At 70.4% G+C, this 18,571-nt stretch carries 16 protein-coding genes; 3 read left to right on the plus strand and 13 right to left on the minus strand.

Annotated features, from left to right (window positions below; translation table 11 throughout):
• The first annotated feature begins 69 nt into the window (after positions 1-69).
• Complete coding sequence (locus tag KGD87_RS14485; RefSeq protein ID WP_284668010.1) at positions 70-1,149, plus strand: MBL fold metallo-hydrolase; 1,080 nt, start codon at positions 70-72, stop codon at positions 1,147-1,149.
• A 3-nt stretch (positions 1,150-1,152) separates the two neighbouring features.
• Here KGD87_RS14485 and KGD87_RS14490 read toward each other — a convergent pair whose 3' ends face one another.
• The 5 genes from KGD87_RS14490 to KGD87_RS14510 form a co-directional block, all read right to left on the minus strand.
• Entirely contained in the window at positions 1,153-2,679 is a 1,527-nt protein-coding gene (locus KGD87_RS14490; protein WP_284668011.1) for an ELWxxDGT repeat protein, read from the minus strand.
• Positions 2,680-2,951: 272 nt separating this feature from the next.
• Positions 2,952-3,560: a Holliday junction branch migration protein RuvA gene (gene ruvA / locus KGD87_RS14495; protein ID WP_284668012.1), complete on the minus strand. Its 609-nt coding sequence runs from the start codon at positions 3,558-3,560 to the stop codon at positions 2,952-2,954.
• Entirely contained in the window at positions 3,557-4,132 is a 576-nt protein-coding gene (ruvC, locus tag KGD87_RS14500) for a crossover junction endodeoxyribonuclease RuvC (protein WP_284668013.1), read from the minus strand. Before ruvC ends, ruvA begins: the two co-directional genes overlap by 4 nt.
• Positions 4,133-4,156: 24 nt before the next feature.
• Positions 4,157-4,906: a YebC/PmpR family DNA-binding transcriptional regulator gene (locus KGD87_RS14505; protein ID WP_284668014.1), complete on the minus strand. Its 750-nt coding sequence runs from the start codon at positions 4,904-4,906 to the stop codon at positions 4,157-4,159.
• Positions 4,907-4,992: 86 nt separating this feature from the next.
• Complete coding sequence (locus KGD87_RS14510; protein ID WP_284668015.1) at positions 4,993-6,147, minus strand: response regulator; 1,155 nt, start codon at positions 6,145-6,147, stop codon at positions 4,993-4,995.
• Between the two features lie 105 nt (positions 6,148-6,252).
• Here KGD87_RS14510 and KGD87_RS14515 point away from each other — a divergent pair, with 105 nt between their 5' ends.
• The gene (locus KGD87_RS14515; protein WP_284668016.1) at positions 6,253-6,969 is read left to right on the plus strand and encodes a hypothetical protein; all 717 of its coding nucleotides are present in this window, start codon (positions 6,253-6,255) and stop codon (positions 6,967-6,969) included.
• A 1-nt stretch (position 6,970) separates the two neighbouring features.
• On the opposite strand, the gene KGD87_RS14520 is transcribed toward KGD87_RS14515, so the two are convergent.
• The 7 genes from KGD87_RS14520 to KGD87_RS14550 all read right to left on the minus strand — a co-directional run bounded on the left by KGD87_RS14520 (position 6,971) and on the right by KGD87_RS14550 (position 14,919).
• Entirely contained in the window at positions 6,971-7,969 is a 999-nt protein-coding gene (locus KGD87_RS14520) for a sigma-54 interaction domain-containing protein (protein ID WP_284668017.1), read from the minus strand.
• Complete coding sequence (locus KGD87_RS14525) at positions 7,966-8,346, minus strand: response regulator (RefSeq protein WP_284668018.1); 381 nt, start codon at positions 8,344-8,346, stop codon at positions 7,966-7,968. Before KGD87_RS14525 ends, KGD87_RS14520 begins: the two co-directional genes overlap by 4 nt.
• Positions 8,347-8,362: 16 nt before the next feature.
• Positions 8,363-8,605, minus strand: a complete 243-nt coding sequence (locus KGD87_RS14530) for a hypothetical protein (RefSeq protein ID WP_284668019.1) — start codon at positions 8,603-8,605, stop codon at positions 8,363-8,365.
• A gap of 59 nt (positions 8,606-8,664) precedes the next feature.
• Complete coding sequence (locus KGD87_RS14535; RefSeq protein ID WP_284668020.1) at positions 8,665-11,325, minus strand: CARDB domain-containing protein; 2,661 nt, start codon at positions 11,323-11,325, stop codon at positions 8,665-8,667.
• Positions 11,326-11,497: 172 nt separating this feature from the next.
• Positions 11,498-12,352: a DNA-formamidopyrimidine glycosylase gene (mutM, locus tag KGD87_RS14540; RefSeq protein ID WP_284668021.1), complete on the minus strand. Its 855-nt coding sequence runs from the start codon at positions 12,350-12,352 to the stop codon at positions 11,498-11,500.
• A gap of 148 nt (positions 12,353-12,500) precedes the next feature.
• Positions 12,501-13,517 carry an RNA 3'-terminal phosphate cyclase gene (gene rtcA, locus KGD87_RS14545; RefSeq protein ID WP_284668022.1) on the minus strand — a complete coding sequence of 339 codons (1,017 nt, stop codon included), beginning with the start codon at positions 13,515-13,517 and terminating at the stop codon, positions 12,501-12,503.
• A gap of 166 nt (positions 13,518-13,683) precedes the next feature.
• The gene (locus tag KGD87_RS14550) at positions 13,684-14,919 is read right to left on the minus strand and encodes an RtcB family protein (RefSeq protein ID WP_284668023.1); all 1,236 of its coding nucleotides are present in this window, start codon (positions 14,917-14,919) and stop codon (positions 13,684-13,686) included.
• Positions 14,920-15,063: 144 nt separating this feature from the next.
• Between KGD87_RS14550 and rtcR the strand changes: the two genes are divergently transcribed.
• On the plus strand, positions 15,064-16,686 hold the full coding sequence (rtcR, locus tag KGD87_RS14555; RefSeq protein ID WP_284668024.1) for an RNA repair transcriptional activator RtcR: 1,623 nt from the start codon (positions 15,064-15,066) through the stop codon (positions 16,684-16,686).
• An 8-nt stretch (positions 16,687-16,694) separates the two neighbouring features.
• On the opposite strand, the gene KGD87_RS14560 is transcribed toward rtcR, so the two are convergent.
• The gene (locus tag KGD87_RS14560) at positions 16,695-18,104 is read right to left on the minus strand and encodes a M24 family metallopeptidase (protein ID WP_284668026.1); all 1,410 of its coding nucleotides are present in this window, start codon (positions 18,102-18,104) and stop codon (positions 16,695-16,697) included.
• Between the last annotated feature and the right edge of the window lie 467 nt (positions 18,105-18,571).

An 18,571-nucleotide genomic window follows, 5' to 3' on the forward strand; every position in this document is an offset into this window, starting at 1 on the left:
AGCCCCCGCCGACACTCCGAGGCGATTGAAGTGCGCCTGCCGTGTGCGAGAGTCGAGCCTGGAGACCGCATGAACCCGAGCCCCGCGTTTCGACCCCTCCCCTCCCTGGCCGGTGCGCGCGCCGAACCCGTGCCCGGGCTCCGGCTCCAGAAGCTCCGCCGGGCCGCGCTGGATGCGCGGGAGGCCTTCGTGAAGGAGGGCCCGGTGGCCGCGGTGGCCACCTGCGACCTCGTCACCTTCCCCTACCCCGCCCCGTTCGCCTTCAGCGGCGCGGCGGCGTCTCCGGCGCCCTACGTCATGCTGACGAACCGGATGCAGGTGGTGCAGTTCGTGGACCGGGAGGGCGCGCGGCGCACGCTGCTGTTCAACCCGTCCGACTACGAGCGCGGCGTCTTCGCCCCCTTCTACCGCGCGCTGCGCGAGCGCTACGGCGCCTTCGTCTCCGACAAGGTGATGTCCACGCGGCACGGCTCGGTGCAGAGCCACCTGGCCGCGCTGGGCCTCACCCCGGCGGACGTGGACTACCTGGCCTTCGACCACCTCCACATCCAGGACCTGCGCGGCTGGCTGGGCGGGGACGGCATGCCCGCGTACTTCCCCCGGGCCCGCCTGCTGGTGCAGCGCGCCGAATGGGAGGTGGCCCTGGAGCCGCACCCCATGCAGGCGGTGTGGCTCGTGCCGGGCGGCGCCGACATCCCGCGCGAGCGCGTGGTGCTGCTGGACGGCGACGTGTGGCTGGGCCAGGGCGCGGCGCTGCTCAGCACGCCCGGCCACACGCGCGGCAACATGTCGCTGGCGGTGGCCACCTCGCGCGAGGTGTTCGTCACCAGCGAGAATGGCGTGGCCACGGAGAGCTACACGCCGCTGCTGTCCGCCATCCCCGGCGTGCGCCGCTTCGCCGAGCACATGGGCTGGGAGGTCGTCCTCAACGGCAACACGCGCGAGGACTCCCTGGACCAGTACTCCTCCATGGTGGTGGAGAAGCTGTTCGCGGGCACGTCCTCCGTGGAGGGCGCGTTCATCAACTTCCACCCGTCCTCGCAGCTCACCGCGCACGTCATGGCGCCCGGCTTGTCGCCCACCATCGTCCTGCCCGCGCCCAACTTCGGCGACGTGCGGCCCACCCCCGCGTCACGGCGGGCCGCGTAGCGCTCAGCAGTCCCGGCTGAGGCACAGCCACCAGGGGCGAAAGGGCACCGCGTACAGCTCCTGGTCCCCGTCGCCGTCCGACGCGGCGAAGAAGATGTTGAAGCCGGCGCGCACGAAGTTGAACGGGTTCGACGACGCGGCCCCCGGCGCGATGTCCAGCAACCGGCTCGTCACCCAGGGGCGGCCGGCGCTGTACCAGGCCTCGCGCCCGTGCCCCGCCGTCTCCGCGGAGAAGAACAGCCAGCCAGACTCGGCCTGGAGCCCCGTGGGCATGCTGCCCACCGGCCCCGGTTCAATGTCGCGCACCATCAACGTGCCCTGCGCCGTGCCGTCGGTCCGCCACAGCTCGCGGCCGTGCACGCCGTCGTCCGCGGTGAAGTACAGCGCGCCGCCCAGCGCGACCAGCTCCTTGGGCATCGAACCCTGGGGCCCGGGCCAGAGGTCCCCCACGAGCCCCGTGCCCTCCACCGAGCCGTCACTGCGCCACAGCTCGCCGCCGTGCACCGCGTCGCCTGGGTTGCCGTACCAGTCGGCCGCCCCCGCCAGGAAGTACAGCGTGTCATCCAGCGCGGCGAGGTACGCCGGGTAGTCGCCCGCGAAGGTCCGCACCCGCTCGGCAGACGGCGGAGCCGTGCGCGCCACCCACAGCTCGGCCTGCTCCGTGCCCGGGTCCAACAGGAAGAACAGGTGCCGGCCCGCCGGCGTCAGCCCGAAAATCACCCCGGCGCCCTGCTGGGAGAACAGCCGCGTTGGCCGGCCCTGGCGGTCCACCCACCAGAGCACCGTCTCCGCGGCGTTGGCGGACACCAGCACCAGGCCCTTGCCCCACGCCGTCAACTGGCGCAGGGAAAGCGACCCCGCGCCGGGCAGGAAGTCGTGCACCCGCTCCGTGCCCTTCTCCGTGCCGTCGGTGCGCCACAGCTCCCGGCCGGACAGCCCGTCATCCGCCGTGAAGTAGAGGGCGCCGTCCACCTCGGTGAGGAACTCCGGCGCCGCGCCCACCGTCCCATGCCGCACGTCTCGCACCAGCACCGTGCCGTCCGCGGTGCCGTCCGTGCGCCACAGCTCGGCGCCATGCGCGCCGTCGTCCGCGACGAAGAAGACCCAGGCCCCCACCCGCGTCAGGTTCCGAGGCTGCGAACCCGCCGGCCCCGGCCGCAGGTCCTTCAGCCGGACGGTCTGCCGCGACCCGTCGATGCTGGCCCACAGCTCGCGGCCACTGACGCCGTCATCCGCGCTGAAGACGAGCACCTCGCCCGCACGCGCCAGCTCCTGCGGCTGCGAACCTGTCAGCCCCGGCCGGATGTCACGCAGCCGCTGGGCCGTGTCGCTGCACACCGCCCAAGGCTGCGGAAACAGGACGGACCCCTCGCGCACGGACGGCTCCGTCGACACGTCGACAGGTGCCTGCGACCCGGGAACGGCCCGCGCCCATTCCTCCCCCGCCTCACCTTCCACCAGCGGCTCACACGCCGCCGTTCCCCCGCAGAGCAGCGACAGCCACACAGGAATGGCACGCCATGACGTCATGTATGCAACCCTCATCCTCGGCGCCGTGCCGGCCCTCGCCACTGGAGCTGGAAAGCGTCATCCATGTCGGAGGCTCCTACTCGGACCCGGGTAGGAAATCGCGTCTGCTGTCCGGCATCACGCGACGCCTGACGACTTCTGCAGACAGGGCAACACTGGGGCCTTCTGGCCCCAGCGCCTTTCAAGCTCTCAACCCAAGAGAGGACGGTACGGCCCAGCCGTTCTCCTGGATTTTGCCGTCACAGCGCCGTCACACCGACGTGTCGTAGCGTTCAGCCGCCGGAGCGGAGCGCCTTGAGGGCCTCGCGGAACAGCGCCTGGAAGGTGGCCTCCGCCCCCAACCGTTCGCCGGCCAGGTCCGCGGCCTTCTCCGCCTGGGGCTGCTTGTAGCCGAGGTTGAGCAGTGCGGAGACCAGGTCCGCCTGGGCGCCACTGACGGCGGCCGGCGCGGTGCCACGCGACACCGCTTCCAGGTGAATCGTCTTCACCTTGTCCTTGAGTTCCAGCACCAGCCGCTCGGCGGTCTTCTTCCCCACGCCGTGAATCTTCGCCAGCCGCGCCACCTCGCCCCGCGACAGCGCCGCCACCAGCTCCGGCACCTCCATGCCGGACATCACCATCAACGACAGCCGGGGCCCCACCCGCGACACGCTGTTGAGCAGCAGGAACACCTCTTCCTCACCCTTCGTCAGGAAGCCGAAGAGGTCGAAGGCGTCCTCGCGCACCACGGTGCGCACGCGCACGTCCACCGGCTGCCCCTCCTCCGGCAGCTTCCCCAGCGTCAGCATGGAGAAGTTCACCCGGTAGCCCACGCCGCCCACGTCGATGGTGGCGTCCTCCAGGTCCTTCTCCAGCACCGTCCCGCGCAACCGCGAAATCATGTCGCCTCCGGACGCCGGTACGCGGGCGCCAGCCGGTCCGCCAGCAGCGCCGCCGCGCCCTTGCGCTTCTTGCCCGACGCGGACGCCGCCGGTACCGCGGCCCGCCCATGGTTGAGGTGGCACAGCGCCACCGCCAGCGCATCACTCGCGTCCGCGCGCTCCAGCGCCGACGCCTCCAGTTCCAGGAAGGTCCGCACCATCCGCGCCACCGCGTCCTTCCCGTCCGCGCCGCCCGCCCCCACCGCCTTCTTCACCTTCGCCGGCGCGTATTCGAAGACGGACAGCCCCGCCTGCGACGCCGCCAGCAGCGCGACGCCGCGCGCATGCCCCAGCACCAGCGCGCTGCGCGCGTTGCGGAAGGTGAACACGCCCTCCACCGCCACCGCGTCCGGGCGGTACTTCACCAGGGCCGCCGTCAGCGCGCCGTGCAAGTCCCGCAGGCGGTCCGACAGCGGCAGCGCCGGGTCACCCTTGATGACGCCGTGGCCCACGTGCGCCAGCCGGCCCCGCTTCTCCTCCACCACCCCGAAGCCCATGAACCGGCTTCCCGGGTCAACGCCAAGCACGCGCACGTTCCACTCCGTTCCAGGACTCCGCTACTGCAACAACGAATCCAGCATCGCGTCTTCGATTTCGTAGTTCCCGTGCACGTTCTGCACGTCGTCGTTCTCCTCGAGCGCGTCCAGCAGCTTCAGGAGCTTCTTCGCCGTGTCCACGTCCAGCGCGACGGTGTTCTGGGGGAGGAACGCCCACCGCTGCTGCCCCAGCGGCAGGCCCGACTCCTGGAGCCGCACCGCCACGGTGTGCAGGTCCGCCGCCGCGGTGCGCACCTCGGCGCCTTCGTCCCCCAGCAGGATGACGTCCTCGGCGCCCGCGTCGATGGCCTGCTCCATCAACTGGTCCTCGGAGGGACCGGACTTCACGCTGATGACGCCCTTCTTCTGGAACATCCAGGCCACCGCGCCCTCGGCGCCCAGGTTGCCCCCATACGCGTTGAAGGTGGAGCGCATGTCGGCCGCGGTCCGGTTGCGGTTGTCGGTGAGGCACTCCACCAGGATGGCGACGCCGCCGGGGCCGTAGCCCTCATACGTCACCTCCTCGTAGCTCTCTCCCTCCAGCTCGCCCGTGCCCTTCTTGATGGCGCGCTCGATGGTGTCCTTCGGGATGTTGGCCTCGCGGGCCGCGGCCAGCGCGACGCGCAGGCGGGCATTGCCGGAGGGCTCACCGCCACCGAGCCGCGCGGCGACGGTGATTTCCTTGATGACCTTGGAGTACAGCTTCCCCTTGGTCGCGCCCATCGCGGCCTTCTGGCGCTTGATCTTCGACCACCGATTGTGACCGGACATGGGGGGTGTGCCTCAGCGGGCGCCCAGCGGATGGAGCACCCCGCGCCGGGCCTTGTCCCCTACCGGGGGCCGCCGAGTCAAACCCTTCAAACGCCCGCGTCGTCGGATCGGACAGCCCCCGTCAGGCCCTCCGCGCCGGGGCCGTTCTCCCGCGCCTCCACCGGCACGGCATCCACGGCGGGCGCGGGCTCGAAGAAGCCGGGCACCGTGGCGCCGCAGCGCGCCCGCTCGCGTTCCTCCAGCAGGCACGCGGGCACCAGGATGCCCAGCGCGAACAGCCGCGTGGACGCCTCGTACGCCACCGCCTCCGGGAACTGGCACTCCAGCAACATGGCGCGCAGCGTCCGGCGCCCGTCGAAGAGGCGCACCACTTCGCCCACGTCCTCCGGCAGCGACGCCAGCAGCTCCGCCAGCCGGGTGAAGTCCACCGTCAGCCGCGACGCCAACGGCAGGCCCCGGGCACGCAGCGCGTCGAAGCGCTCCAGGCCCTGCAGCACCGTCTCACACAGGTACGGGCGGTCCATGGTGAACGAGCCCTTGTGCAGCTCAGGCCCCAGCACCACCGAGTAGTCCCCCGCGCCGAAGCAGAGCATCCGCCGGAAGGCCAGGCTGCCGCGCTCACCGTTGAAGACGGCGTCCACCACCAGGCCGTGCCGGAAGGCGAACCAGCCCTGGCCCTCCGCCATCACCACGCGGCCAGAGCGGCCGCCCGCCAGCAGCGCTCGCGCCACGTCCGTCAGCGGCAGCCGCCGCGTGTCCGACTCGAAGGCCGCGTCACCACTGCACCGGCCCGCCTTGAGCCGGGCCAGCGCCACCACGTCTCGCGGCTCCACGGGATGGGCCAGATAGTCGTCCGCGCCCACGCCGCCCGCCAGGTCCCGGTGGAACTCCTCTTCACGCCGAGCCAGCAGCAGCACCGGCAGGTGCGCCGTGCGCGCGTCCGCGCGAACCTGGCCACACAGGCTGAAGCCGTCTCCGTCCCGGAGCTCCACCTCGGTGACGACCAACTGCGGCGGCGTGCCACCTTCCGCCAGCGACGCCAGCGCGGCCTGCGCGCCCGCGACCAACAGGACCTCGAAGCACGCCTCCGCCAGCGCGGCGGCCAGCACGGCCTGCGCGCCCGGCGCCGAATCCACCAGCAACACGCGGGGCCGGCCCCGTGACGCACGGCGACGCGCTCCCGCCTCGGCCAGGGCTTCCGGTCCGGCATACGTGGAAGGTTGTGGGAGCGCGGTAGCCATGAATTACGAAATCTTCGCGCTAAGCAGGACAAATACGCAAGGTGCCGACAAGCTCCTGGAATCGTTGGGGTTTCCGCCCGCCACTGTGCGGGGTAGGGTGTGCACATGATGCGTTCCGGCTGCTTCAGCCCTCTCGTATCCGCGCTGTTGCTCGTCTCCCTGGAGTCCGCCGCTCAGGCGCCTGCCCCCGCCGCCGAAGCGCCGCGCGTCACGACGTCTGACACAGCGCTCCTGCGCGGCACGAGCGAGGACCCGCTGGGCGCGGTGCTGGCCCCTGTGACGCTGCCGGACGGAGCCACGGCGCTCTACGGCTTCGTGGGCGCGCCGGAGCTTGGCGTGGGCTTCCGGCAAGGCATCTCCGGCTTCGAGCTGGAAGCGCGCGCACGGCTCCAGTGGTTCCAGCTCTCCGCCTCGCTGGAGCTCACGGTGCGGCGCAAGGTGCTGGAGCAGGGCATCCTGTCCCTGGCGCCCACGCTGGGGCTGGGCGTGGTGCTCAACTCGGGGGCCACGTACATGGACGACCGGAACTACTCCGGCGTGCTGCTTCGCGTGTCGCCCGGGCTGGTGGCGGGCTGGCGCGTCGCGGACACGGTGTCCGTGCTGGGGCTGTTGGACGTGCCGGTGGACATCGGCCTGTCCAATGGCCAGTCGCGGCGCATCCAGGCGCTCGGCGGAGGCGGCGTGGAGGTGTACCTGGGCAGCAACCTGTCGGCGCTGGCGGCGGGCCAGCTCGGCGTGGAGTCCTTCCAGGAGCGCTCGGGTGAAAGCCACACGCGCCTGGGCTACAGCGTGCGGTTGGGCCTGGGCGTCCGGCTCTTCTGACTCACGTCAGCCCGAAGCGCTCCAGCTTCTTGAGCAGGCCCTGGCGCGACAGGCCCAGCGCCTCCGCCGTATGGGTGCGGTTGCCATTCAAGCGCCGCAGGGCCTCCTCGATTTCGCGCCGCTCCAGCGCTTCCACCTTCTGCGCCAGCGTGGTGGTGCCCGGCGCGCTGGAGGGCCGCGGCCGCTCGCTGCCGGTGAAGGACAAGTCCTCGGGCTGGATTTCGCGCCGCTCCCCGGCCAGCACGGTGGCGCGCTGCATCTCATGGCGCAGCTCGCGCAGGTTCCCCGGCCACGCGTGGGCCAGCAGGGCCTCCGCCGCGGCGTCCGACAACAGCCGGGCGCGGCCGTCCGGACACAGGTGCGCGCACTGGTTGAGGAAGTGCTTGGCCAGCAGCGGCAGGTCCGCGGGGCGCTCGCGCAGCGGCGGCAGGCGGATTTCAACGCCCTTCACGCGCCAGAAGAGGTCCTCGCGGAAGGCGCCTTCCTGGAGCATGCGGCCCAAGTCCCGGTGCGTGGCGGAGATGAGCCGCACGTCCACCTGGACAGGCCGGTCCGCGCCCACCGGCAGGATGTCGCCCGTCTCCAGCGCGCGCAGCACCTTCACCTGGAGGGACGGCGACATGTCGCCCAGCTCGTCCAGGAAGAGCGTGCCTCCGTCCGCCTCCGCGAAGAGGCCGCGGTGGTCCTTGGCCGCACCGGTGAAGCTGCCCTTCACGTGGCCAAACAGGGCGCTCTCCAGCAATGACTCCGGCAGCGCGCCGCAGTTGATGGGGACGAAGGGCCCGTCATGACGCCGGCTCTTGAGGTGGACGGTGCGCGCGAGCAGCTCCTTCCCCGTCCCATTCTCCCCGGTGACGAGCACCGGCAGCTCACTGGCCGCCACGCGCTCCGCCAGGGACGTGGCCGCCAGGAAGGACGCGCTCTGGCCCACCAGCGAGACACCGCCCGCCGCGCGCGTCAGCGAGCTGCGCAGCGTCTCCACCTGACGCTCCAACGTCACCCGCGCGAGGCCCGCTGCACCACCACCAGCAGCACGTCCGGGTCCACCGGCTTGGTGAGGAAGTCGTACGCGCCCAGGCGCACCGCTTCCAGCGTGTGCCGCGTGTCCCCTGCCCCGGACACGACGATGACCTTCGTCCCGGGCTTCGCGCTCAACAGCGCCGCCAGCCCCTCCAGCCCCGCGGAGACGCTGCCGTCGGGCGGCAGCATCAGGTCGAGCAGCACCAGGGGGAAGTCGCGTGCGTCGAAGGCGGCGCGAGCGGAGGGCCGGTCCGCGGCCTCCACCACCTCGAACCCCGCCTCGCGAAGCAGCCCGCCGTAGACTTTGCGGAACGCAGCGTCGTCATCCACGAGCAACAGCGGGTGCGGTGCGGACATGCGTGTGGCCTCCGCGTCAGTCCGGCAGCGGCGCCTGGCGTGGCGTCCCCATCAACTCCAGGGCGCGCAGGGCCACCTGGATGAGCGTCTGGGCGCACGGCTCACACCCGCCGCCACAGCACCGCGGCCAGCGGCCTTCCGGGTTGCGCAGCAGCGGGCGCACACAGGACTGGTAGTAGCTGGGGAAGCCGAGCTCCTCGCTGGCGCGGACCAGCGCGGCTTCGAACGGAGGTGGCGCGGAGTGGGTGACGTCGGACACGGGGCTGTTTTAACAGCCACCGTGCCCGCTGCCCACCCGCCCGCGCCACCCGCTTGGACTCAGGGTGTCACGACAACCCGGGAGCCCACACGGCCATCGTTGGCGGGCACGAGGTCCGGCATGCTGCCCGCAGTCACGTGCGCACCTGCGAACCAGACGTCCCCGCTGCTCACGCTGGCCAGCGACGACACGGACAGCGTCCGGCACTGGCCCCGGACGAGCGTCACGCTCGTCTGCGCGACACGAACGTCTCCCGAAGGCTCGAGGTGCTCGTCACGGGACAAGTAGGCCCTCACGGAGGCAGTCCCTATGCCGAGGCCCCGGTTACACACCGTTACCGTCGTCGAATACGAGATGCCCCTTTGGATGACCCCGGGGGCACTCACGGCCGTCACGGCGAAGTCGTTCTGGTTTCCCACCGCCATGGGCACGGAGAACGCGAGGGCGTTCCACTGCTCGGATGAGCGCACACCCCACGGGTCCCCCAATTGGGCCACCAGCCTGTAGGGCCCCTCCAGAGGTACATCGGCCGCACCGTACAGCGGCACCTGTGCACATTCGCCCTGAGCGAGCCCCGGCGCCCCGCCATACTCGGAGAGCACGGAGACGGGGAAGTCATCCTCCGTGCGCAACGCGAGCGCGAGCCGAGTGCCAGGCTGTGACACCGGGCTTCGGTTGCACACCGTCGCGGTGGCGACGAAGAAATCGTTCAGCCGAACCATCGTGGGCGCTTGAAGGTCGGTGATGACCAGCCCGCTGATCTTCGTCACCTGAACGACCTCCCCCACGGCATCGTTGTTGGACTCCACCAACTCAGAGATGGTGTTGGTGGAGTCGCCCCACGCCACAGGCCGCCAGGCTCCCTCGCCAAGGGGCGCCGTCATCACCGTCTCCAACGCGACGCAAGCCCCTGGCGCCAACGGCGCTACCGTCAGCCTCGGGCCCACGATCCCCGGCGAGTCATCCGGGTCCGGCTCCGGCAGGAAGAGCGTCTGAATGAACGCTCGCGGCGTCTGGACACTGCCTCGATTGCAGACCGACACCGAGGCAGGCAGCGCCCCTCCAGGCCACGTCACCCGGCCATGGGGTTCGATTCTCGTCACGACCAGGTCGGCCCCCGGACCCATCCCCACTTCGGGGCCCAGGAGCGCGTTGTTCTCCAGATGAGGCTCCCCGCCTTGAGGAACGGCGAGCTCCACGGAGGCCTTCACGTAGACAGTGTCCGGCAGCCCCTGCGTGGGAACAGTCGCCACCACGGGAAGCACCGCGCAGCCTTTTCCAAGCGCGCCAAAGGACCGGGTCCCCACACGGATGCCCACCCAAGGGTCCGGCTCATCCGACAGCGCCACATGGACCGCCACCGCCGGGACGGAGGTGCTTCCCGTGTTGCAGACGGTGACTTCCGTGGTGAAGAAGTCCCCCGGAGCGAGGGCGTGCGTCAGCGGCGAGACCCGAGTGACGGAGAGGTCCGCCAGGGTGCCCAGGACAACGTCCACGGATTTGTCGTTATTGTCGAAGTGAGCCTCTGTCTGCGCTCCAACCGGATTCACCGTGGCCACCAGCCGCCAGCTTCGCGCCGCGTTTCCCAGGGAGCCCAGCGACTCCTCCCACTCGGCGCACTGGCGAGGGGCCAGGGCCGGGATGCTCCGCGAGGAGACGCTCAGCACGCCTTCGGCGGAGGGAGCACTGGCACGGAGCTGGAATCGCACCTGCGTGGCGGCGCCGGGGGCCGTGCCCTGGTTGCACACCGTCGTACGCACGGGAAGGTTCCCGTTGCTCAACTCCATGGCGGGCGCCTTCAGCGCAGCAACGACGTAGTCGGGAATCGAGCCCACCTTCAGGGTGGTCACGGGACTGAGGTTGTTGTTCTCCACGTCCTCGGGACGCTCGTTCAACGGGTCCGCCATGAACGCGACGTACCAGGTGCCCGGCTGAAGTCCCCAGCCATCGAACACGGCGCGCTCGCAGCGGCCGGCCCGGAGCAAGAGCCCCTCCAGGTAGTTCGGGACGACGTCTTCGGCGTCGATGTGCGCATCGGGCGACTGGTAGAACCTCACCGAAGTCACCTCATCCCCCCGGCCCCGGTTGCACACGAGGGCGGACGCCTGGAAATGAGTATCCGGAAGGACGACGGCAGGCATCGTCACCGACTCGACGACGAAATCCGGGAGCGAGTCGAACGTCACGGGGACGCCTTCAACCGAGTTGTTCTCCTCCGACACCTCTTTCACTTGCTCTTCAGGGTCGGCCAGTGCCCCGACGAACCACGTCCCCGAATGCGACGCGTCCTTTTGGGCGGCGATTGAAAGTGATTCACACGCCCCAGCGCTCAACCATCCCGAGGGGACGGACCCGAGCAACGCGTCCTCCTTGGCGATGCACGGGTCCCGGGACGCAAACACCGAAACGTCCGTGCTCCCCGCGCGGCTGCCCTGATTGCAGACCGTGACCGCGACCTCGAAGGGGCCCCGCCAATAGACTCGCGATGGAGCCTCAACGTCGGTGATGGCGAAGTCGGGCAGGTCATCCGCGCGCGCCGCGCGCGTTGTCTCTCGAGCCGCGGGCGGTGGGCGGTTGCAGACCTCGCCCCTGACCGGGAGGCCGCTGGTGGCCCCTCCTGAAACGCGCTGCGGCGCGGCCAGCGCCGTCCGTGACACCCACCCATCCGGCGCCAACTGAAACACAAGCCCTAACAGCCCCCATGCAATCCTTGACGGCATCGTTCCCCCCTCATGTCCGGGGCTGGCCTCGAGTTCGGGCGACAGCAACCCGGCGCATCGGGACGTGCTCTAGCACACCTGCCGGACCGAAGAGGCGGCACGGACACAACGAAGCTCCTGCGAAATTCCTGGCTTCAGCCGGTTCGCTCGTCTCGGTGCGATTCCTTTCGAATCACAGCAGCGAGGACTGCGCGGGGACTTCGGGCGCGCGCGTCAGGGGCTGACAGGTGGCACACCAGTACGTGTTCCGGCCACCAATGCGTTGATGGGAGACCGGCGTGGCACAGCGCGGGCACGGCGCCCCCGCGCGGCCGAACACGTTGCGCCGGTGCTTCGCCTGGCCTTGAACGCCGAAGAGGTCTCTCTGAGTGCCTCTCATGCGGAGCCCTTCATCAAGCACCGCCTGGATGGCGCGGTCCAGCCGCACCACCTCACCAGCCGTGAGGGACGACGCCAGCCGACGTGGCTCAATGCCTGCCTGCCACAGGCTCTCGTCCGCGTCCCGGTTGCCGAGCCCCGCCACCACCCGCTGGTTGAGGAGCACCGTCTTGAGGGGACTCTTCCGCCGCCCAAGCTGACGCGCCAGCACCGCTGGAGTGAACCCCGCTCCCAGCGCCTCCGGCCCGAGTCCGTCCAGCTTCAAGCGCGCGGCCAGCTCATCGGAAGGAGCCAGGGCGATGCGCGCGTAGCCGAGCGAGTCCGTGAACCGCAACTCCTCGCCGCCCTCCAGTTCGAGCACCACCAGCGTCGAAGCCGGGCGCTCACTCCCCTTGGGGCGCAGCGCCAGCTCACCGAAGAGCATGAAGTGCAGCGCGAGCGTCGTCCCGTCATCGAGCGCGAGCAGGATGAACTTGGCCCTCCGGTTCGCGGCGGTGACCTGCCGCCCCTTCAAGGCATCGATGAAGTCCAGCGGCGACGGGAAGCGGACGGCTGCGGGGACCAGGACCTCCGCCCCCACGAAGCGGCGGCCCACGACGGCCTGCCGCAAGTCCCGGGTGATGATTTCGACTTCAGGCACCTCTGCCACGCGGACGTCTCCTCCGCACATGCATGGTGTCGGCGCCTGGCGTCGTGCCACGAAGACGCCCCCCCTGCCGCCGCGCCTGGCTGCCCCTCGAGCGGAGCGCGCGACGTCGCGCCCCAGGGCCGGCCGCCCATGGACACGCTGCTGGGCCTCAGGCGCGGACTTCCACCTCGCGGACGTCGCGAGAGACCTCCCGCACCTCGACCTTCACCTCCAGGAACCGGGCGATGGTGTGGAGCTGCGTCTCGGCATGTCCGTCCAGCGGCAGCGTGCGGAAGGTGCCGCCCTTCGCCAGGGCCAGGAGGAGCAGCAGTTGGTCACACAGGTGCTCGCCCACCGGCACGCCCGCATCAAGGTAGCGCTTCACCTCTTCAGCGACGTGTTCGGCCACGGCCTCCGCCCGCTTCCCACGCTCACCGAACCCGGTGAAGACCTCCGTCACGTGTTCACTCTCCACCTCGGCGACCAGCACGTTGCCGGGCCCCAGCGGCCGCTTCAGCTCCTCCGTCCGGAGCTCATCGGGCCGCCACTTCAGCGCCGCCCCCGCCGTCCCCAGCTCGCGCTGCGCCACGTCGAACGGAAGCATGGCAATCACAGCCTTGAGGTCGCGACGGACCACGCGCCCCCGCTCCAGCAGGTGCAACGGCTTCAGCGGCGCGGGCCGCACGTCGACCCGGAACTTCCCACCCCCGGCCGGGAAGAAGCCAGCCCGCTCCAGCGTCGCCTCCACGGACGGCCCCATGCGACGGACCAGCGGCAGGTACGCCCGCTGGAGGAAGTCGAACGGTGGCGCCATGGGGTTGTGCGTTCCCCCCTCCAACATCAGCGTGGAAGGCCCTTCCGCCAGGAGCAGCGCCGGAAGCACCGTCTGGAGCACCAGCGTCGCGCTGCCCGCGGTGCCCACCGCGAAGTGGTAGTTCCCCGCGGCCAGGGCGCGCGGCCGGAAGGTCAGCTCGCGCGAGCCGAGCTCCGCGCCCGACACCTCCGCGGCCCCCACGGCCTCCGCCGCCTTCACCGACGTCAGGTGCTGGCGCAGCAGGCCCGGCTTCTTCCGGCCCGCCCGGATGTTCTGGATGGTGAAGGGCTTGCCCGTCACCAGCGACAGCGCCAGCGAGGTGCGCAGCACCTGCCCCCCGCCCTCCCCCTGTGAGCCATCGATGCGCACCATGACACGTACTCCTCCTTGCTGCTCGCGAACCACGAACCACCCGGCGCGCACTGACACCCCCGTGAGAATAGCGGCGCCCGCGCCCCCATCCTGGCGGCCTTTCGGCCTCTTGGGGAGCGCGGGCGCCTCGGTGTCTTCATCCCGGCATGGTCACCTCTCGGGTTCACTAACCCTTCACGCACACGACCTGCTTCAGGGTGTGGAGCACCTCCACCAGGTCCGCCTGCGCCGCCATCACCGCGTCGATGGGCTTGTACGCAGCCGGCGTCTCGTCGATGACGTCCACGTCCTTGCGGCACTCCACGCCGGCGGTCGCCTTCGCGTGGTCCTCCACCGTGAAGCGCCGCTTCGCCGCCTCACGCGACATCACCCGGCCCGCCCCGTGGCTGCAGGAGCGGAAGCTGTCCGCGTTCCCCTTCCCACGGACGATGAACGAACGCGCTCCCATGCTTCCGGGGATGATGCCGAGGTCCCCCTCGCGCGCCCGCACCGCGCCCTTGCGCGTCACGAAGCAGTTCTTTCCGAAGTGGTGCTCACGGGCGATGTAGTTGTGGTGGCAGTTCACCGCCGCGTCCTTCAGCTCGAACGGCGGCAGCTCACCGCTCAGCCGCAGCGCCTCCACCGCCTCATGCAGCATCAGTGCCCGGTTCGTGGCGGCGTAGTCCTGCGCCCAGCTCACCGCGAAGACGTAGTCTTCGAAGTGCTCCGTCCCCTCCGCCAGGTACGCCAGGTCCCCATCCGGCAGGTTGATGAACCAGCGGCGCATGTCCTGCTTCGCCAGCTCGATGAAGTAGCTCCCGATGCGGTTCCCCACACCGCGCGAACCGGAGTGCAACATCAGCCACACGCCCTCCGACTCATCGAGGCACAGCTCGATGAAGTGGTTCCCCGTCCCCAGCGTCCCCAGGTGCGCCAGCTCCGGCCCACGGCCGATGCGCGGGTGCTTCCCGACGATGCGGTCGTACCCCTCCACCAACCGCGCCCACTCCTGCTGGTGCCGCGCGGGCGCCACCCGCCACGCGCCCACGTCGTTGCGACCACCGTTGTCGGAGCGGCCATGCGGCACCGCCCGTTCAATCGCCGAGCGCACTCCACGCAGCGAGTCCGGGAGCTGGTCCGCCCGCAGCGTCGTGCGAACGGCGATCATCCCGCAGCCGATGTCCACCCCCACCGCCGCCGGCACCACCGCCCCCACCGTGGGGACCACGCTCCCCACCGTCGCGCCGTAGCCGCGGTGCACGTCCGGCATCACCGAGACCCACTTGTGGATGAAGGGGAGGCCGCGCACGTTGCGAAGCTGCTTCTTCGCCTCCTCCTCGAACGGAACCCCCACCGTCCACGCCTTGATGGGGCGGCCCGCCTCGTCCGACAGCACCTCGTAGTTCCCGTTGTCGCGGCTCATCGTCTCCACCTTTCGGTCGTCCGCCGGGCGCTGTGTCCCGGTCACGGAGGAGGCCTAGAGCAGTCGCCGTGCCAACACCGCTCCCGAGGGGAGCCCTCCCAGCGAGCTGGCATTACCTATCTGGTTGGATAAAATCCTATCTGCATGGCGAAATCGCGCGCGCGCAAGACGGTGGTCCTGGGGATGCTCGGGACGACGCTGGACAACGGGCAGGGGCCGCAGCGCTGGGGGCGGTGGCGGCCCACGGTGGCGCTGTGCCAGCAGGAGGACCTGCTCGTGCACCGGCTGGAGCTGCTGCATCCGCCGAACGCGACCTCGCTCGCGACCACCCTGGTGGGGGACATCCGGCAGGTGTCACCGGAGACGGAGGTGCGGGGCAGGCCCCTGGACATCCGGAATCCGTGGGACCTCGAGGAGACCTACGGCGCGCTGCTCGACTACGTGCGCGGCTATGCCTTCAACCCCGAGGCGGAGGACTACCTGGTCCACATCACCACGGGCACGCACATCGCGCAGATCTGCATGTTCCTGCTGGTGGAGAGCCGCCTCATCCCCGGCAAGCTGGTCCAGGTGTCACCCGACCCCAGGGACCGCGCGGGGGCGGGCACGCACACCCTCATCGACCTGGACCTGTCCCAGTACGACACCCTGGCCGCGCGCTTCCGGCAGGAGCAGCGAGAAGGCCTGGCCTTCCTCAAGTCCGGCATCGACACCCGCAACGCGGCGTTCAACCGCCTCATCGAGCGCATCGAACAGGTGGCCGTCCAGTCCCGCGCGCCCTTGCTCATCACCGGCCCCACCGGCGCGGGCAAGTCGCAGCTCGCGCGGCGCATCTACGCACTGAAGAAGGCGCGGCGTGGTGTGGCGGGCCCCTTCGTGGACCTCAACTGCGCCACGCTCCGGGGCGACGGCGCCATGTCCGCCCTCTTCGGCCACGTGAAGGGCGCCTTCACGGGTGCGCTGAGCGACAGGCCCGGGCTGCTGCGGCAGGCGAACGGCGGCGTGCTGTTCCTGGACGAAATCGGCGAGCTGGGCGCGGACGAGCAGGCCATGCTCCTCCGCGCGCTGGAGGACAAGCGCTTCCTGCCGGTGGGCGCGGACCGCGAGGTGGAGAGCGATTTCCAGCTCATCGCCGGCACCAACCGGGACCTCCAGGTCGAGGTCGAGCGCGGGCGCTTCCGCGAGGACCTGCTCGCGCGCATCAACCTGTGGACCTTCCGGCTGCCCGCGCTGCGCGAGCGTCCAGAGGACATCCCTCCGAACCTGCTCTTCGAGCTGGACCAGTCCTCGGAGGCCGTGGGCACGCGCGTCACCATGAACAAGGAGGCCCAGGCGCACTTCCTGGCCTTCGCCACGTCCTCCGAGGCGCGGTGGGCGGGCAACTTCCGGGACCTCAACGCGGCGGTGCTGCGCATGGCCACGCTGGCGGCGGGCGGGCGGATTACCCGGGACGTGGTGGACGAGGAGCTCGAACGGCTTCGCGAGCAGTGGCAGCCCTCCGGAGCGAAGGCGTCAGTCGTCTCCGGGGACCGGGTCGCGGAGGTGCTGGGAGAGAATCTCGCCAGCGAGCTGGACCGCTTCGACCGGGTCCAGCTCGCGGACGTGCTGAGCGTCTGCCGGGCGTCACGCTCGTTGTCGGACGCGGGGCGCGTGCTGTTCGCACAGTCCCGCGCCCAGAAGAAGAGCGTCAACGACGCGGACCGGCTGAAGAAGTACCTGGCCCGCTTCGGCCTCACCTGGGCGGACGTCAGCGGGCGAGGCGCGTAGCCCGAGGCTCAGAGCATGGGCATGCCGCGCGTCGTCACGCCCTTGCCGCCCTTCGCGCCCTGACGCCCCTGCCCGTCGCGGCCCAGGAGGTAGAACGACTCCTGCCGGGACACGAAGAACTTCCAGCCCTCCTCGGTGAGGTAGGCCGGGTCCTCCTGCATCACGAAGACCTTCTGCCCGTCCCACTCCGGCACCGCGGTGGCGGTGTTCAGCTCGATGGCGATGTACGAGCCCAGGCGCAGCGTCTTGGACTCCTCCTGCCGGCTCGCCGAGCGGAAGTCGATGCTCGCGCCCAGCGCGTGGCCCTGATTGCCCAGCGGGTGGCTGTACACCATGGCCTCGATGCCCTTCTCCTTCATCTCCGCCATCGTCTGCGTGTACACCTGCGCGGACGTGCGGCCCGGACGGGAGGCGCGCAGCATCAGCGCGTCCTGGAGCTCCATCGTGTTGGCCAGCGCCCGCTTGAGCCCCTCCGGCGCGTCCGTCTCACCCTCTTTCAGCACGTAGGCCATCTTCTGCCAGTCGGAGTTCAGCCCCATGTAGGTGATGCCGAAGTCCACGTGCAGCAGGTCGCCGCGGAGGATGACGACGTCCTCCTTCGCGGGCGCCAGGAAGCCTCGCGAGCTCGAGCCGTCCGTCCCCTTGCGCTGCACGCGCAGGTCCGGCTGGAACCAGGTGTCCACGCCCAGCGCCCAGAGCCTGTCGTAGAGGAAGCGACGCACGTCACCGACGGTCGTCGTCCCCGGCACCACCACCTCCGGCGAGAAGGCCTCCTTCACCACGGCCTCCGTCAGCATCACCAGCCGCTGGTAGTGCAGCCACTCCTCGGGGAGGCGCGTGTCCAGGTACTCCTCGATGAGCGGCGCGGCGCTCACGAAGCGGGCCTCCGCCTCCGCGCCCAGGGCCTCCACCAGGAAGGCGTAGCTGTCCTTCGTCAGGCTGCGCGTCACCCCGCGCTTGCCGCCAATGCCCAGGGCAATCGTCCGGGGCTGGTAGCGCGTGTTCAGGTCGGCCAGGATTTCCTGTGGCTTGCGCCCTTCCTCGGGCAGCTCGAAGAAGCGCGCGAGCGTGGCCTCCGAGTAGCTGGAGAGCGCGACGCGCTTGAGGCCCTCGGGCCCGGCGTCGACGAACGCGAAGATGTCCCGGTTGCCCGCATAGGGCCGCGGCGGCGCGATGAACTGGGTGAGCGGGTCGTCGTGGAACTCCTCGTTGACGACCACCCACATGCCCACGCCATGGCGGCGCATCATGTCCAGCAGCATGCCGTGGCGCTTCTCCAGCCAGGCTTCGCGCTCGGCGATCTGCTCCGACCAGGACATGAGGCGCGGCGGCGAGTCGTCAGCAGCGCCCTGGCGCCCCGTGGTGGCACAGGCGGCCAGCAGCAACAGCGGCAAGGCCGCCCACTTCACGGACTTCATGTGAGGACTCCCATCGAGAAGGAGGCCGCACCGTATCGCATGAAAGCCAGGGGGCCTCCGCCTCCAGAGCCCTTGGAGTCTCTGGAGGCGGAGGGCCTGGGGCGCGGCCCCTTCCTCCCCCCACGCGCCGAACTCAGAAGCTGGCGATGCGGAACTCGAAGTCGCTCTCGTCGAACGCCTCCAGTTCCTGTCCCCCCAGCTCCTCCGCGTTCCCCCCCGGTTTCACAGCACTCCGCGCGTCCCCCGGCCCGCCCCACCCCCCTCGGCTGGAGCTCCCGTCCGACCAGGCCGCCCATTCCCCGCCCATCGCCCCACGCCCTTCCACAGGCGCCCAGATACCGCTCGCATCCCCTTGGCCCCACGCGTCACCACGAAACATCTGCTCCCCCCTCTTCTCGGGGGCTCGCGACCAACGCCCCCTCAATCTCAAATACGGACCCAGCCCTTTTTCTTGTGCATTCTGTTCA

This window comes from Myxococcus sp. SDU36 (assembly GCF_030168875.1).
Taxonomy (GTDB): Bacteria; Myxococcota; Myxococcia; order Myxococcales; family Myxococcaceae; genus Myxococcus; species Myxococcus vastator.